The sequence below is a fragment of the Microbacterium sp. NPDC056057 genome (genome assembly GCF_042266945.1).
In the GTDB taxonomy this organism is placed as follows: Bacteria; Actinomycetota; Actinomycetes; order Actinomycetales; family Microbacteriaceae; genus Microbacterium; species Microbacterium trichothecenolyticum_C.
The window spans coordinates 836,746-851,212 of sequence record NZ_JBHJWS010000002.1; the positions used below are offsets into that span (position 1 = coordinate 836,746).

A 14,467-nucleotide genomic window follows, 5' to 3' on the forward strand; every position below is an offset into this window, starting at 1 on the left:
CACAGGACGAAACCTCGCACTTCGCTCCTGCAGAACCCCGGTTGACCTGTTGAAGCACGCAGGGAGGAGGACGGATGCCGCGACCCGCCGCGCAGGTTCGGCCTCAGAGGCTCCGCCACGCCTCGGCGGGTGTCAACGGCACGAGCGCAGGACGCTCGACCGTGGAGCGCAGGGACTCGCGCACACCCGAGGCCGCGGATGCGGCGAGCGCGGTCATGATCTCGAGCACGTGCAGGGCCATCGCCCCGCTCGCACGGCCCTCGCCCGCGACCAGGTCCAGGAGGCCGATCCCGCGCCCCGAGTCGACGTACCCGGCGGAGGGCTCGAGCGTCTCCCACGACCCGCCGCGCGCATGCAGCTGCACGTCGCCGGCGAAGTTGTTCGGGTCGGGCACGATGAGCGATCCGTCGACCCCGTGCACCTCGATGGGGGCCGCGGTGGAGCGGACGCCGTCGAAGCTCATCGTGACGGTCGAGATCGCACCCGACGCGTGGTGCAGGATGCCGGTGAGGTGCGTGTCGACCTCGACCGGCACGCTCTCGCCGACCCGCGGGCCCGAGCCGATCACGCGCGTCTCGCGCGACCGCGATCCGGCGCCCGAGACCGCGGTCACGGGTCCGAGAAGCTGCACGAGCGACGTGACGTAGTAGGGCCCCATGTCCAGGAGCGGCCCGCCGCCCTCACGGTAGTAGAAGTCGGGTTGCGGATGCCACGACTCGTGGCCCGCCGAGACCCACATCGCCGATGCCGACACGGGTCGCCCGATGCGCCCGCCGTCGATCGCCGCGCGCGCGGTCTGCACGCCGGTGCCGAGCACCGTGTCGGGCGCGCCGCCGACGCGGACGCCCGCGGCGGCCGCGGCATCCGTGATCCGCGCAGCGTCCGCGAAGGTCGCCGCGAGCGGCTTCTCGCCGTAGACGTCCTTGCCGTGCGCGATGGCGGCGAGCGCGACCTCGGCGTGCGCGGCCGGGATCGTGAGGTTGAGGACGGTGCGGATGCCGGGATCCGCGAGCAGCTCGGCGGTCGTGAGTGCGCGGCAGCCCGGGATCGCCTCGGCGGCCGCCTCCGCACGCGCGACGTCGAGGTCGGCGACGGCCGCGATGCGCACGCTCGACGCCGGAAGCAGGGTGTCGAGGTACTGGCGGGAGATGACGCCGAGCCCGACGATCCCGATGTCGGTCACCGCGCGGCCCACAGCAGCCCCCGTTCGACGATCGTGCGGACGTTCGCGTCCTGCAGCACCTCGGGAGAGTGGCCGGGCGTGGCCACGAACACGCGACCCTGACCCCAGTCCCGCGTCCATACCGCCGGCGAGGTGATCGGCCGATGCCACGGGTGGTACGGCTGCACAGGGTGCGTCGTCGTCGCGAGCACGTCGATGAGGTCGTCGTGCAGCACCCAGTACTGCTCGGTGGTGAGCGTGAAGTCGTCGATGCCGGCCGTGATGTCGTGCGTGCGACCGAGGTCGGTGATCTCGACCGTGTAGTCGAGGTAGTTGTCGGTCTGGTCGCCGTGCACCTCGTCGGGGTGCTTCGACGGGTGCGTCGCGAACTGGCCGCCGACGAGCTGCAGATAGTCCGAGCTCGCGCGGAACGAGTCGGCGATGCCGCCGTGCCAGCCGGCGAGGCCGGTGCCGGCGGCGACGGCATCGCGGAGGCCCCGGATCGCCTCGTGCGACGCCTGCGACATCGTCACGGACTGCAGCACGAGGTCGGTGGCCGCCATGCGGTCGGCGTCGGCGTAGACCTCGGGGTCTTCTTCGACGGTGACGTCGAATCCACTGGAGCGGAGGAACGGCAGGAAGAGGTCGGTCGCCTCGATCGGATGGTGGCCGTCCCATCCGCCACGGACGACGAGGGCGGTACGGGTCATGCGGGGATCCCTTCGGGGTCGGCGGCGGCGGGTGCCACCGGCGTGAGGATGCTGTCGTGGGCGGCACTCTGCTCGACGGCGGCGAGCACGCGCTGCACCTGAGTGGCGTCGGCGAAGCTCGGCGACACCGGGATCTCGCCGGCGACCGCGCGCACGAAGTCGACGGCCTGGTGCGCGAACAGGTGCTCGTAGCCGAGTCCGTGTCCCGCGGGCCACCATGCTCCGGCATACGGATGCTGCGCCTCGGTCACCTGCACGCGCCGGAAGCCCTGCGCGGCATCGGCCGCGGCGTCGTACACCTCGAGCTCGTTCATGCGCTCGAAGTCGAAGGCGATCGCACCGCGGTCGCCGTTGATCTCGATGCGGTTGGCATTGCGGCGGCCTGTCGCCATCCGCGTCGCCTCGAAGACGCCGAGCGCGCCGCCGTCGAAGCGCGCCGTGAACGCCGCGGCGTCGTCGACGGTCACCGGCAGCCGGTCGGACGTGTCGGCGGCGACGCCACCGAGCCCCTCGACCGCCGAGCGCCGAGGCCGGGACGTGACGAACGTGTGCATCGTCGCCGACACCGCCTCGATGTGCTGACCGGCGAGCCACTGCGCAGTGTCGATGCTGTGCGCGCCGATGTCGCCGAGGGCGCCGGAGCCGGCGCGGTCGCGGTCGAGCCGCCACGTGTGGGGCGAGTCCGGGTCGCTCAGCCAGTCCTGCAGGTACTGCGCACGCACGTGCCGGATCTCCCCGATGCGCCCTTCGTCGATGAGCTGACGGGCGAGCGCGAGCGCCGGTGTGCGGCGGTAGCTGAAGCCGCACATCGCGACGACGCCGGACTGACTGGATGCTGCGGCCGCGGCATCCGTCATCTCCTGCGCTTCGGCGACCGAGTTCGCGAGGGGCTTCTCGCACAGGACGTGCTTGCCGGCGGCGAGGGCGGCGAGTGCGATCTCGGCGTGGGTGTCGCCGGGGGTGCAGATGTCGATCGCGTCGATGTCGTCGCGCTCGACGGCTTCGCGCCAGTCGACGCCGTGCTCGGGCCACTCCCAGCGCGCCGCGGCCTCGGCCGTGGCGTCGGGGCGACGACCGACGAGCAGCACCGGCTGCGGCGCGAGCGGGAGGTCGAAGAAGTGCGGCGCCGTGCGCCAGGCCTGCGTGTGCATGCGGCCCATGAAGCCGGTGCCGATCAGCGCGATCCGCAGCGGAGATGTCGTCGTCGTCATCGTGGTGGCCCTTTCCGAAACCGACGATGCCATCGGCTCTGGCATCGGTCGAGGATCTTGCGCAAAACTGGTCGAGTGCCAGCCCGAGTGACCCTCGTCGATGTCGCGACCGAGGCCGGAGTGAGTGTCGGCACCGCGTCGAGGGCGCTGTCGGGCCGTGGCGACCTCGCTCCTGCGACGCGGCGCCGCGTGCTCGCCGCGGCGCGTGCGCTGGGATACACCCGCGATCCGTCGGGCGGCGGGCGCCCGGCCGGCACCGCGCGCCTCGTCGACCTCGTCCTGGGCTCGTACCACAACGCCTATTCCGACGAGGTGACCGCCGGCGCGCGCAGCGCCGCCGCCGCCGCAGGCTACGACCTCGTGCTCACCGAGGAGCGCGACACCCCCGACGACGACTGGCCGATGCGCATCCGCCGACGCGGCTCGGCGGGTGTGGTGCTCGGGCTCATCTCGCCGACCGCGTCGCAATTGGCCGCGATCACGGATGCCGAGATCCCGGTCGTGCTGATGGACCCGCAGGCTGAGACCTCCCGAGGGCTCGCCAGCGTGCGCACGACCGACCGCGACGGCGCGTTCGGGGCGGCGACCCACCTCGCGGAGCGGGGGGCGACGCGGTTCGCGATCGTGCTCGGCTCGCCGCCGTTCCGCTACGGGCGGGCGCGGAACGCAGGCTTCCGCGAGGGGCTGCGCCTGGCGGCCCCCGGCGCCGACCTCGCCGCGGTGCAAGCGGACTGGAGCGGAGCGGCGGCGCGCGAGGCGGCGCTCCCCCTGTTGCGCGGCCTGCGCGCCGGGGAGCGCCTCGGAGTCTTCGCGTGCACCGACGAGATGGCGGCCGGCGTGTACGCCGCAGCCGCGGCGACCGGGCGCCGCATCCCCGACGACGTGCTCGTCGTGGGCTTCGACGACCTGCGCGGCGCGCGGTGGCTGACACCTCCCCTCACGACCGTGCGGCAGCCGATCCGCGAGATGGCCGCGGCCGCCGTGACGGCCCTCGCCGACGCCGCGGCCGGCGCTGCGCTTGCGCCGTCGCCGATCGTCCTGCCGACGCAGCTCATCGAGCGCGGCTCGACCTGACGATCCGGACGGACCGGTGGCCGCGGCATCCGAACCGGACGAAACGTCGCATGTCGGCGCGCGGGGCACGCGAGTAGCGTGGGACCAGTCTGACGGAAGGCTCCACATGTCGATCACGACCGAACGCCACGCCCGCACCGAAGCCGAACTGCAGCAGATGGCCAAAGACCACCTGTGGATGCACTTCGCGCGCCAGTCGGTGATGACCGACGGACCCGGTGTCCCGATCATCGTCAAGGGCGAGGGCCACCACATCTGGGACTCGCAGGGCAAGCAGTACATCGACGGGCTCGCCGGCCTGTTCGTCGTCGCCGCGGGCCACGGCCGCAAGCGCCTCGCCGAGGTCGCCGCGAAGCAGGCCGAGCAGCTCGCGTTCTTCCCGATCTGGTCGTACGCGCACCCCGCCGCGATCGAGCTCGCGGACCGCCTCGCCGACTACGCGCCCGGCGATCTCAACAAGGTGTTCTTCTCCACCGGCGGCGGCGAGGCCGTCGAGACCGCGTTCAAGCTCGCGAAGTACTACTGGAAGATCCAGGGCCAGCCGACCAAGCACAAGGTGATCTCGCGCTCGGTGGCCTACCACGGCACACCCCAGGGCGCGCTCGCGATCACCGGCATCCCGGCCATGAAGTCGATGTTCGAGCCGGTCACCCCGGGCGGGTTCCGCGTGCCGAACACCAACTTCTACCGCGCCGACGACATGGGCGCGCCGTCCGGCAGCCTCGAGGAGTTCGGCGTCTGGGCCGCCGACCGCATCGAAGAGATGATCCTCTTCGAAGGTCCCGACACGGTCGCCGCCGTCTTCCTCGAGCCCGTGCAGAACTCGGGCGGCTGCTTCCCGCCGCCTCCCGGATACTTCCAGCGCGTGCGCCAGATCTGCGACAAGTACGACGTGCTGCTCGTGTCGGACGAGGTCATCTGCGCCTTCGGCCGCATCGGGCACATGTTCGCGTGCGATGCGTACGGCTACGTCCCCGACATGATCACCTGCGCGAAGGCCATGACCAGCGGCTACTCGCCGATCGGCGCCACCATCGTGAGCGACAAGATCTACGAGCCTTTCGCCCACGGCGACCGCGCGTTCTACCACGGCTATACCTTCGGCGGCCACCCGGTGTCGGCCGCGGTCGCGCTCGAGAACCTCGACATCTTCGAGGAGGAGGGCCTCAACGAGCACGTGCGCGAGAACTCGCCACTGTTCCGCTCCACCCTCGAGAAGCTCTCCGACCTGCCGATCGTCGGCGATGTGCGCGGCGACGGGTACTTCTTCGGCATCGAGCTGGTCAAGGACAAGGCGACGAAGGAGACCTTCGACGACGACGAGTCCGAGCGGCTGCTGCGCGGGTTCCTGTCGAAGGCGCTGTTCGACGCGGGCCTCTACTGCCGCGCCGACGACCGCGGCGACCCCGTCATCCAGCTCGCCCCGCCGCTCACGATCGGGCCGAAGGAGTTCGACGAGATCGAGCAGATCCTGCGCAGCGTGCTGACGGAGGCGTGGACGCGGCTCTGACGTCCTGCACCGGACACCAGAACCCCGAAGGGGTGGATTTCACCACGCTCGACGTGCGGAAATCCACCCCTTCGCGGTTCCCCGGGGGCGGGGTTATGGTTGGCGCGTGGGCACGATCTACTACGGCGGCGGCGGGATGCCGATCCATATCGAAGACCGCGCACTCGCGCACCTGAAGGTCGTGATCGCGACCAAGCTGCGACGCGACGAGAGCTTCACGGTCTCGTGGAAGCATCCGGACGACCAGCCGCGCGGGCGCAGCACCATCTGGCTGCATCCGTCGATTCCGCTGCGGTTCGTTTTCGACGATCCCGAGCCCACCGAGCTCAGCCGGGACTGGATCGAGGAGCTCGCGAACTCCGCCAGCTCGACCGGCGGCATCATGCTCATCGCCGAGCACTTCGACACCGGTCCCGTCGCCGTGCTGGAGGGGGCGGACGGCGCCGCTCCCGACGTCACGCTCGGCAACGTCGACGTGGATCACCTCGATGTCGAGCGACTCACCGTCGGCGGCAGTGAAGTCACCCCCGGCGACGACGCAGACTGAGCTCAGCCCTCCGCCGGCGGCGGTGCGTTTTCCTGCTCGGGTTCCGGCAGGATCGTGAGGCCGTTGGGCCCGCTGGCCGCGAGCATCAGCGCCTCGATCCAGGTGCGGTTGATGCGCGGCTGACGGCTGCCGAAGAAGTGGAACTGGATCGGCACCGAAGGATGGATCCAGAAGCTCCGCCGGCCGCTGCCGTCGCCGATCTCGACGTCGAACATGAACGGCTCGGAGCGGCGCAGCTTGTTCATCATCACGATGCGCAGATGCGCCAGCGTGCGGTCATCGATGTCGACCGAGTTGGCGTTGGTGTCGTAGATGAACCGGCCCATGGCAGGAGCCTAGTGCCGGATCATCACGGCGCGAACGGCTGATCAGCGCGGCGCGAACGCCGCCGCGAACAGCGCACGCGCGCGGCGCGCGACCGCGGGTCGCTGGGCCGGATCGGCGCGGGCGAGCTCGGTCGCCAGCATCCCGGTCGCGAGGGTCACGTCCTCGGTCTCGATGTGGGATCCGATGCGTCCGGCGGCCCGGTCACGCGCGACCAGACGCTCCACGAGCGCCTGGAATCGCGCACCCAGCGACGCGACGCGGCGATCGGAGAGATCCGCGGTGATGAGCTCGATGAACGCCGTCGACACGACCGCCTGATCGACCACACGATCGAGCAGATCGTCGATCGTTCGGTCAGGCGGCACGGTGTACTCCTCGAGGTCGCGCACGTTGTCTTCGAAGACGGCGACGGCGAGGGCGGTGCGGTCGGGGAAATGACGGTAAAGGCTTCCTTGCCCGACACCGGCGCGCTTGGCGACGGCGCTGAAGGGAGCCTGAAGGCCTCCTTCGGCATAGACCTCGCGGGCAGCAGCGATCAACGCCTTGCGGTTGTCGGCGGCTGCGGCGGGGCCTCGGTTCTGGCGAGGGAGCGCACGGGGGGATGCGGTGCTCGGCACGGGTGTAGCCTAGTACCGGACAAAGTTGTCCGGTAGGAGCCGCCCCGAAGGATCCTCATCCCCCGGACCCGCAGCCCCGCTGAACTGCATGAAGAAGGGACAGAAAATGAGCACCACCACCGCTCCCCTGACCGGAGCATCCACCATCCAGACCTGGCTCGACGACCCCGCCGGCGGCGCCGCACTGCGCGGTCTGCTCGCCCAGGGCGGCCAGACCGCGGAGACTCTCGCACCCATCGCGGGCCTGCCGATCAGCAACCTCGTCGCGATGAGCGGCGGCGCCTTCCCGCAGGCCGCCCTCGACGCACTCGTCGCGCAGGTCAACCCCGACGGCGTCCCCGCCGAGGCCGACGCCGCCGCCGAGACCCCGAAGGCCGAGTGGGCCGAGAAGGTCACCGCCGGGCGCTTCACCGGCCAGACCGTCATCGTCACCGGTGCCGGCTCCGGCATCGGCCGCGCCACCGCGTCGCGCGTCGCGCGCGAGGGCGGTCGCGTGATCGCCGTCGACGTGAGCCAGGACCGCCTCGACGAATTCGTCGCCGCCCACGCCGGCGCCGACGTGGTTGCCCTGACGGCCGACATCACCGACGACGAGGGCGTGGCCCGTATCATCGAGGCGGCCGGCGACCGGATCGACGCCCTCGCCAACATCGCCGGGATCATGGACGACATGACGCCGGTCGGCGACGTCACCGACGCGGTCTGGGATCGCGTCTTCCGCGTGAACGTCACCGGCACGATGAAGCTGATGCGCGCCGTCATCCCCGCCATGCTCGCGCAGGGCAGCGGCTCGATCGTGAACACCTCGTCCGAGGCATCCCTTCGCGGTTCCTCCGCCGGTGCCGCCTACACCGCGTCGAAGCACGCGGTCGTGGGCCTCACCAAGTCGAGCGCGTTCATGTACGGCCCGAGCGGCATCCGCGTGAACGCGGTCGCCCCGGGTGCGGTGATCACCAACATCGAGGCGAAGTTCAACTCGCCGCTCGGCGCCGACCGCGTGCGCGCCGGCATGGCGGTCATGACGCCTCCGGTCGCCGCCGACCGCCTCGCCGCGTCGATCACTTTCCTGCTGAGCGGTGACGGCGTCAACGTGAACGGCCAGAACCTCGCGAGCGACGGCGGCTGGTCCGCCGCCTGACCCCACCGCGACGCCCCGGCGGACCCGACCCTCCGGTCCGCCGGGGCGTCGCTCTGTGCTCCAGGCCCTTTTGGCGAGTCGCCAAACCCGCGACGTCAGAACGGCCAGACGAGCGGCACGTACCAGACCGCCACGACGAGGAAGAACAGGGCCAGCGGCAGGCCGAGCTTCCAGTAGTCGCCGAAGCGGTAGCCGGCGGGCTCCATCACCATGAGGTTCGCGGGCGTCGCGATCGGGGTCAGGAACGCGGCCGCACCCGCGACGGTCAGCGCCATCATGAACGGCTGCACCGAGAGGTCGAGCGACTGCGCGACCGAGATCGCGATCGGCGCGACGATGAGCACGGTCGCGGTATTGCTGATGAGCTGCCCCAGCACCACCGTCAGCCCGCAGAGTGCGAGCAGGGCGACGTGCGGCCCGGCGTCGCCGAGGAACGACAGCATCCAGTTCGCCACGAGGTCCGCCGTTCCGGTGCTGATGAAGGCGGTCGACAGCGGGATCATGCCGGCGATGAGCACGATGGTGGTCCACGAGATCGAGTGGTAGGCCTGCGTCACGGTGACCGTGCGGGTGAGCACCAGGGTGCACGCCGCCAGCAGCGCCGCCACCGCGGGCGGAACCAGGCCCGTCGCGAGCAGCAGGATCATCGCGAGCAGGATGCCGATCGCGCGCTTCGCGCCCTTGCCGAGCGGCACCGACCGGCGCAGCTGCGCGGGATCGTCCACGGCGAGCACGCCCGGCTGGCTCGTCTTTCGCGACAGGTCGTCCCACGCGCCCTGCAGCAGCAGCGCGTCCCCGGCCTGCACGACGAACTCGGTGCCCTTCAGCTGCTCGTCGCCGCGACGCGCGGCGAGCACCACGAGATCGCCGTCGGGCGTGGTCATGCCCGCGCACACGCGCTTGCCGATGAGCGGCGACCGGGGCGCCACGACCACCTCTGTGACGCCGGTCTCGGGCCCGAGGAGCATGCCGGTGTCGAGGCTGAGCGAATACTGCTGACGCAGCAGGCGCGCGTGCCGCACGAGATCGAGCGGCATGAGCGCGCTCTTGCGCTCGGGCACGAGAGCGCCGCCGACGAGGAGGATCGCGACCGTCCCGAGGAGCACAGGGATGCCGACCAGCGCGAACTCGAAGAACCCGAACTCGCGCCCGCCGGCAGCGGCGGCGAACTCCGACACGATGATGTTGACCGGCGTGCCGGTGAGCAGCAGAAGCGAACCCGCGGACGCCGCGAACGCGAGCGGCATGAGGAGCTTCGACGACGCGATGCCCGCGCGGGCGGCGACGACCACCACGAGCGGCAGCAGCGCGGCGACCGCCCCGTTGATGCTGATGAGGGCGGTGAGTCCGGCGACGAGCAGCGCGATCACGACCAGAAGGGTGGTCCGCTTGGTGCCGGCACGGCCGATCACCTTCTGCCCCGCCCACGCCGTGACACCCGTGCCGTCGAGCGCCTCGCTCACCACGAAGAGCGCCGCGATGAACAGCACCGTCGGATCGCCGAACCCCGCAAGCGCCTGCGGCAGCGTCAGCACGCCGGTGAAGAAGAGGGCCAGCGCGACGCCGATCGCCACCACCCCGATCGGCACGCGATTGCTCACGAACGCGATCACCGCGAGCACGAGGATGACGAGCGTTGCGGTGACGGGGTCCACCCGCCCAGCGTAGCCACCGCCTTTCCGCGTCGATGGGATCGGGTCCTGGAGCTTGTCGAAGGGCGCTTCGACAGGTCAACCGGGCCGCGACAGGAGGATCCGCGGGGAAAGCTCCTGCGGAACCCCGGTTGACCTGTCGAACGGGAGGACGGACGGATGCTGCGACCGGCGGCCGCGCGGACCTCAGCCGCGCAGCACGGCCATGCCCGCGACGTCGTAGGCGAGCTCGACGGCCTCGAAGATCGCGGCGTCGATGCTGCGGGGCGCGAACGCGTCACCGATCACCACGACACGAGGGGATCCGGATGCTGCGGCCGCGGTGTCCGTCGCGAGGCCGGGGACCCCGACCGCAGCTCGCGGCTCGATCGCCACGACGGTGTCGACGCCCGGGATCGCGTCCGCGGCCCCGGTGAGCATGTCGCGCGCGGTCACCGCGCCGGGCTCGATGCTCACGACGCGGTGCGCGACGCTCCGGCGGAAGCCTGCGTGCGCGCCGAGGCGCTCGAGCAGCAGCGGCCGGTCGTACCCGGCACCGATGTGCGGGAACACGGTCTCGAAGGGGGTGATCAGCTCGAGCTCGTCGACGCGGTCGAGCAGGCTCAGCACGATGCCGGCGGCGTACGCCGTGCCGTCGGCATCCACCACCGCGATCCGCCGCCCGAGCGGCACCCCCGCCGCCGCGGCGAACGCGTCGATCGTGCCCGCGACGGGGAATCCGTCGGTGTAGGCCCCGCCGAGCGCGAGCGAGGTCGTCGCAGGCGCGACGGCACCGGTGGCGACGACGACGCCGTCGACGATCCCGAGCCCGCGCACCGTCTCGGCCGTCGCCTCGACGCCGAGCCGCACGTCGACGCCGGCGGCCCCGAGGTCGCGCTCGAGGTCGTCGACCAGCAGGCCCACGCTCTCCCGCCCCGGCACTCTCCGGGCCAGGCGCAGCTGTCCGCCGAGCTCGTGCGTCCGCTCCAGCAGCGTGACGGCGTGCCCATCGGTCGCGAGCTCGACGGCGGCGCGCATGCCCGCAGGGCCCCCGCCCACGACGACCCACCGCTGTGGTGACGCGGTGCGCGGCCGCTCGCCGCGCTCGAGCTCGCGGCCGGCGAGAGGGTTCACGGTGCACGACATCGCGAGTCCGCGACTGCCGCGGCCGAGGCATCCCTGATTCAGGCGGATGCAATGACGGATGCCGCGCTCCGCCGTGTCGACGGGTGCGAGTCCGATGAGTTTGCGGCCCAGGTCGGGGTCGGCGATCTGCGCGCGCGTGAGCGCGACCATGTCGGCGATGCCGGCGGCGACGACGTCCTCGGCCTCCTCGACCGAGCGGGCCGCGCCGACGCCGAACACCGGCACGTCGGGGTTCGCGGCTTTGACCGCGGCGACGTCGTCGCGCAGCCACGCGTACGGCATGGGTGACGACGGGAAGACGTAGTGCACGTTGTGGTAGCCGCCGGCGGCGAGGTCGAGGAAGTCGATCCGGGCCTCCTGACGGAGGCGCGCGATGACCTCGCGCATGCCGGCGCCGTCGATCCCGTCGGGGTGGAACTCATTCGCGACGATGCGGATGCCCACGGTGAAGTCATCGCCCACCCGCGCGCGCACGGCCCGCAGCACCTCGCGCGGGAATCGCGTGCGCCCGTCGAGGTCGCCGCCGTACTCGTCCTGTCTGGCGTTGTAGAGCGGCGAGAGGAACTGGTGCAGCAGGTAGCCGTGCGCCAGGTGGATCTCGACGCCGTCGAACCCGCCGTCGCGCGCGTACTCGGCCGACAGCGCCCAGCCCCGGGCGAACGAGGCGATGTCGGCGTGGTCCATCTCCCGGGTCGCGTGCCCCGTCGACGGCGAGATCAGCCGCGACGGCGCGTAGACGGTGCGCGGGCCATCCGGCCCGTCGGGCTGCGCCTGCGCCCCATGGTGGTTCAGCTGCACGAAGATCTTCGCACCGGCTTCGTGCACCGCATCCGTCATGCCCTTGGACGCCGCGACGCCCTCGGGACGGTAGGCGTCCTCGAAGCCCCGGATCGACCCGGTCGGGTGCACGAAGTGGTTGCCGGCGACGAAGAGGCCACATCCGCCGAGCGCGCGGCGCACGTAGTACGCGGTCTCGCGGTCGGACTCGACGCGGTCGGAGTACTGCTTCGAGTGCGCCGTCTGCATGATGCGGTTCGGCACCGTGACGCCGCCGATCCGCAGCGGCTGCGCGAGGACGGACGAACGGATGCCGGGGCTCGCGGTCATGCCTTCGAGCCTACGACCGCCTTCCTCAGAGCGCCGAGAGCGCCTGTTCGAGGTCTGCGAGGAGGTCCGGCGCCGACTCGATGCCGACCGACAGGCGCACGACCTCCGGCGGGACGGCGAGCTCCGTGCCGCGCACCGAGGCGTGCGTCATCTCGTCGGGGTAGTTCATCAGCGACTCGACGCCGCCCAGCGACTCGGCCAGCTGGAAGAGACGCGTCGACTCGGCGAAGCGGCGTGCGGATGCGGCATCCGCCAGCGCCACCGAGACGATGCCGCCGAACCGGCTCATCTGCCGCGCGGCGAGCTCGTGCCCCGGGTGCGATGCGAGACCGGGGTAGTAGACGCGCGCGACCGCGCCGTGCCCCGAGAGGAACTCCGCGATCTCCTGGGCGTTCTCGCTGTGCCGCTGCATGCGCAGCGCCAGCGTCTTGATTCCGCGGGTGGTGAGCCACGCGTCGAGCGGGCCCGACACCGCTCCGACGGCGAACTGCAGGAACTTCACCTCGCCGTACAGCGCGTCGTCGTTGAGCACGAGCGCGCCGCCGACGACGTCGGAGTGCCCACCGAGGTACTTGGTCGTCGAGTGCACGACGACGTCGGCGCCGAGCGCGAGCGGCTGCTGCAGCGCCGGCGACGCGAACGTGTTGTCGACGACGACCAGCGCGCCGGCGTCGTGCCCGAGCTTCGCGAGCCCCGCGATGTCGGTGATGCGCAGCAGCGGGTTGCTGGGGGTCTCGACCCACACGATGCGGGCCGGGCGCTCCTCGAGCGCCGCCCGCACGGCGTCGAGGTCGCTCATGTCGACGACCCGGATCCCGACGCCCCACCCGCCGAGCACGCGCGCGATGAGGCGATACGTGCCGCCGTACACGTCGTTGCCGAGCAGCACCTCATCGCCGGGCTTCAGCGCGGCGCGCAGCAGCGCGTCCTCGGCGGCGAGGCCCGAGGCGAACGACAGCGCGTGGGCACCGCCCTCGAGGGCGGCGAGCTGGGTCTCGAGCGCCGTGCGCGTCGGGTTGCCGCTGCGTCCGTACTCGTACCCCTCGCGGAGTCCGCCGATGCCGTCCTGCGCATACGTCGTCGAGAAGTGCACCGGCGGGATCACCGCCCCCGTCGTCGGGTCGAACGCCTGCCCGGCGTGCACAGCCCGGGTCTCGAAGCCGCGGTCGTTCGTGGACTCGGTCATTCGGGTGCTCCTTCGTGGGTGGTTCCGGATGCCTCGGGCGCGGGGTGTGCGCCGGGTGCGGGCGCCACGGCGCCGACGTCGAACCCGTGGTCGCGCATCCAGTCGTCGTCGTAGAACCGGTTGAGGTAGCCGCGACCGTGATCGGGCAGCAGCACGACGACGACCGCGTCGGCGGGGAGGTCCCGCGCGGTGCGCAGGGCGGCGACGACGGCCATGCCGCTCGATCCGCCGACGAGGAGGCCCTCCTCGCGGGCGAGTCGACGCGTCATCTCGAACGACTCGGCGTCGGGGATGCGGTGGATCTCGTCGGGCACCGACGGGTCGTAGCTCTCGGGCCAGAAGTCCTCGCCGACGCCCTCGACGAGATAGCCGTGCAGCGGTCCACCGGAGTAGATCGACCCCTCGGGGTCGGCGCCCACGACGCGCACGGCCCCATTCGACGCCTCGTGGAGGAAGCGGCCGGTGCCCGTGATGGTGCCGCCGGTGCCGATGCCCGCGACGAAGTGGGTGACGCGGCCGTCGGTGTCGCGCCAGATCTCGGGCCCGGTGGTCTCGTAGTGGCTGAGAGGCCCGTTCGGGTTCGCGAATTGGTTCGGCTTGAACGCGCCGGGGATCTCGCGCACGAGACGGTCGGCCACGCTGTAGTACGAGCGCGGGTCCTCGGGCGGCACGCTGGTCTCGGTCACGACGACCTCGGCGCCGTAGGCCTTGAGCACGTCGACCTTGGCACCGGCGAACTTGTCGGGCACGACGAAGATCATCCGGTAGCCGCGCTGCACGGCGACCAGCGCGAGACCGACGCCGGTGTTGCCGCTCGTCGGCTCCACGATCGTGCCGCCGGGCTTCAGCAGGCCGTCACGTTCGGCGGCGTCGACGATGCGGCGGGCGATGCGGTCCTTGGCGGAGCCGCCGGGGTTGAAGTACTCGACCTTGGCGAGCACCGTCGCGGCGATGCCGTCGGTGACACGGGTCAGCTGGACGAGGGGGGTGTCGCCGACGAGGTCGGCCACGCTCTGGGCGTAACGCACGTTGTGTCCTGGAGTGTTGCCGCGCGGGTGCGCGGAAGGTTGTCGGGGTCGCTGAGGTCTGCGTGAAGCGGGA

General features: G+C 71.6%; 12 protein-coding genes and 1 pseudogene. 4 read left to right on the forward strand and 9 right to left on the reverse strand.

From position 1 onward, the window contains the following. Positions 1 to 103: 103 nt before the first annotated feature. The 3 genes from ACFC1K_RS11515 to ACFC1K_RS11525 are packed head-to-tail and all read right to left on the reverse strand — an operon-like array spanning position 104 to position 3,083. Positions 104 to 1,183: a Gfo/Idh/MocA family protein gene (locus ACFC1K_RS11515; protein WP_375871710.1), complete on the reverse strand. Its 1,080-nt coding sequence runs from the start codon at positions 1,181 to 1,183 to the stop codon at positions 104 to 106. After that, positions 1,180 to 1,872 carry a ThuA domain-containing protein gene (locus tag ACFC1K_RS11520; RefSeq protein WP_375871711.1) on the reverse strand — a complete coding sequence of 231 codons (693 nt, stop codon included), beginning with the start codon at positions 1,870 to 1,872 and terminating at the stop codon, positions 1,180 to 1,182. Before ACFC1K_RS11520 ends, ACFC1K_RS11515 begins: the two co-directional genes overlap by 4 nt. Further along, positions 1,869 to 3,083, reverse strand: a complete 1,215-nt coding sequence (locus ACFC1K_RS11525) for a Gfo/Idh/MocA family protein (RefSeq protein WP_375871712.1) — start codon at positions 3,081 to 3,083, stop codon at positions 1,869 to 1,871. Before ACFC1K_RS11525 ends, ACFC1K_RS11520 begins: the two co-directional genes overlap by 4 nt. A 75-nt stretch (positions 3,084 to 3,158) precedes the next feature. Between ACFC1K_RS11525 and ACFC1K_RS11530 the strand changes: the two genes are divergently transcribed. The 3 genes and pseudogenes from ACFC1K_RS11530 to ACFC1K_RS11540 form a co-directional block, all read left to right on the forward strand. Continuing rightward, a complete protein-coding gene (locus ACFC1K_RS11530; RefSeq protein ID WP_375871713.1) occupies positions 3,159 to 4,157 on the forward strand; it encodes a LacI family DNA-binding transcriptional regulator in 999 nt (332 codons plus the stop codon). Between the two features lie 106 nt (positions 4,158 to 4,263). Further along, positions 4,264 to 5,667 (forward strand): aspartate aminotransferase family protein, encoded by a 1,404-nt coding sequence (locus ACFC1K_RS11535; protein WP_310288103.1) that lies wholly within the window; start codon positions 4,264 to 4,266, stop codon positions 5,665 to 5,667. A 106-nt stretch (positions 5,668 to 5,773) separates the two neighbouring features. Beyond that, a pseudogene (locus ACFC1K_RS11540) lies at positions 5,774 to 6,076 on the forward strand (hypothetical protein); the annotation flags it as partial. A gap of 140 nt (positions 6,077 to 6,216) precedes the next feature. Here the strand turns inward: ACFC1K_RS11540 and ACFC1K_RS11545 are convergent. Together ACFC1K_RS11545 and ACFC1K_RS11550 are read right to left on the reverse strand one after the other, a co-directional pair. Continuing rightward, on the reverse strand, positions 6,217 to 6,540 hold the full coding sequence (locus tag ACFC1K_RS11545; RefSeq protein WP_310288100.1) for an ATP-dependent DNA ligase: 324 nt from the start codon (positions 6,538 to 6,540) through the stop codon (positions 6,217 to 6,219). Between the two features lie 42 nt (positions 6,541 to 6,582). Then, positions 6,583 to 7,158 carry a helix-turn-helix domain-containing protein gene (locus tag ACFC1K_RS11550; protein WP_310288098.1) on the reverse strand — a complete coding sequence of 192 codons (576 nt, stop codon included), beginning with the start codon at positions 7,156 to 7,158 and terminating at the stop codon, positions 6,583 to 6,585. Between the two features lie 106 nt (positions 7,159 to 7,264). Here ACFC1K_RS11550 and ACFC1K_RS11555 point away from each other — a divergent pair, with 106 nt between their 5' ends. Further along, on the forward strand, positions 7,265 to 8,296 hold the full coding sequence (locus ACFC1K_RS11555; protein ID WP_375871714.1) for an SDR family NAD(P)-dependent oxidoreductase: 1,032 nt from the start codon (positions 7,265 to 7,267) through the stop codon (positions 8,294 to 8,296). Positions 8,297 to 8,391: 95 nt separating this feature from the next. On the opposite strand, the gene ACFC1K_RS11560 is transcribed toward ACFC1K_RS11555, so the two are convergent. From ACFC1K_RS11560 to ACFC1K_RS11575, 4 genes are all read right to left on the reverse strand, one after another. Continuing rightward, positions 8,392 to 9,951 carry an SLC13 family permease gene (locus tag ACFC1K_RS11560; protein WP_375871715.1) on the reverse strand — a complete coding sequence of 520 codons (1,560 nt, stop codon included), beginning with the start codon at positions 9,949 to 9,951 and terminating at the stop codon, positions 8,392 to 8,394. Positions 9,952 to 10,134: 183 nt separating this feature from the next. Further along, on the reverse strand, positions 10,135 to 12,180 hold the full coding sequence (locus ACFC1K_RS11565) for an NAD(P)-binding protein (RefSeq protein WP_375871716.1): 2,046 nt from the start codon (positions 12,178 to 12,180) through the stop codon (positions 10,135 to 10,137). A 25-nt stretch (positions 12,181 to 12,205) separates the two neighbouring features. Next, entirely contained in the window at positions 12,206 to 13,366 is a 1,161-nt protein-coding gene (locus tag ACFC1K_RS11570) for a cystathionine gamma-synthase (RefSeq protein WP_375871717.1), read from the reverse strand. Continuing rightward, on the reverse strand, positions 13,363 to 14,394 hold the full coding sequence (locus ACFC1K_RS11575; RefSeq protein WP_375871718.1) for a pyridoxal-phosphate dependent enzyme: 1,032 nt from the start codon (positions 14,392 to 14,394) through the stop codon (positions 13,363 to 13,365). Before ACFC1K_RS11575 ends, ACFC1K_RS11570 begins: the two co-directional genes overlap by 4 nt. Positions 14,395 to 14,467 lie beyond the last annotated feature (73 nt).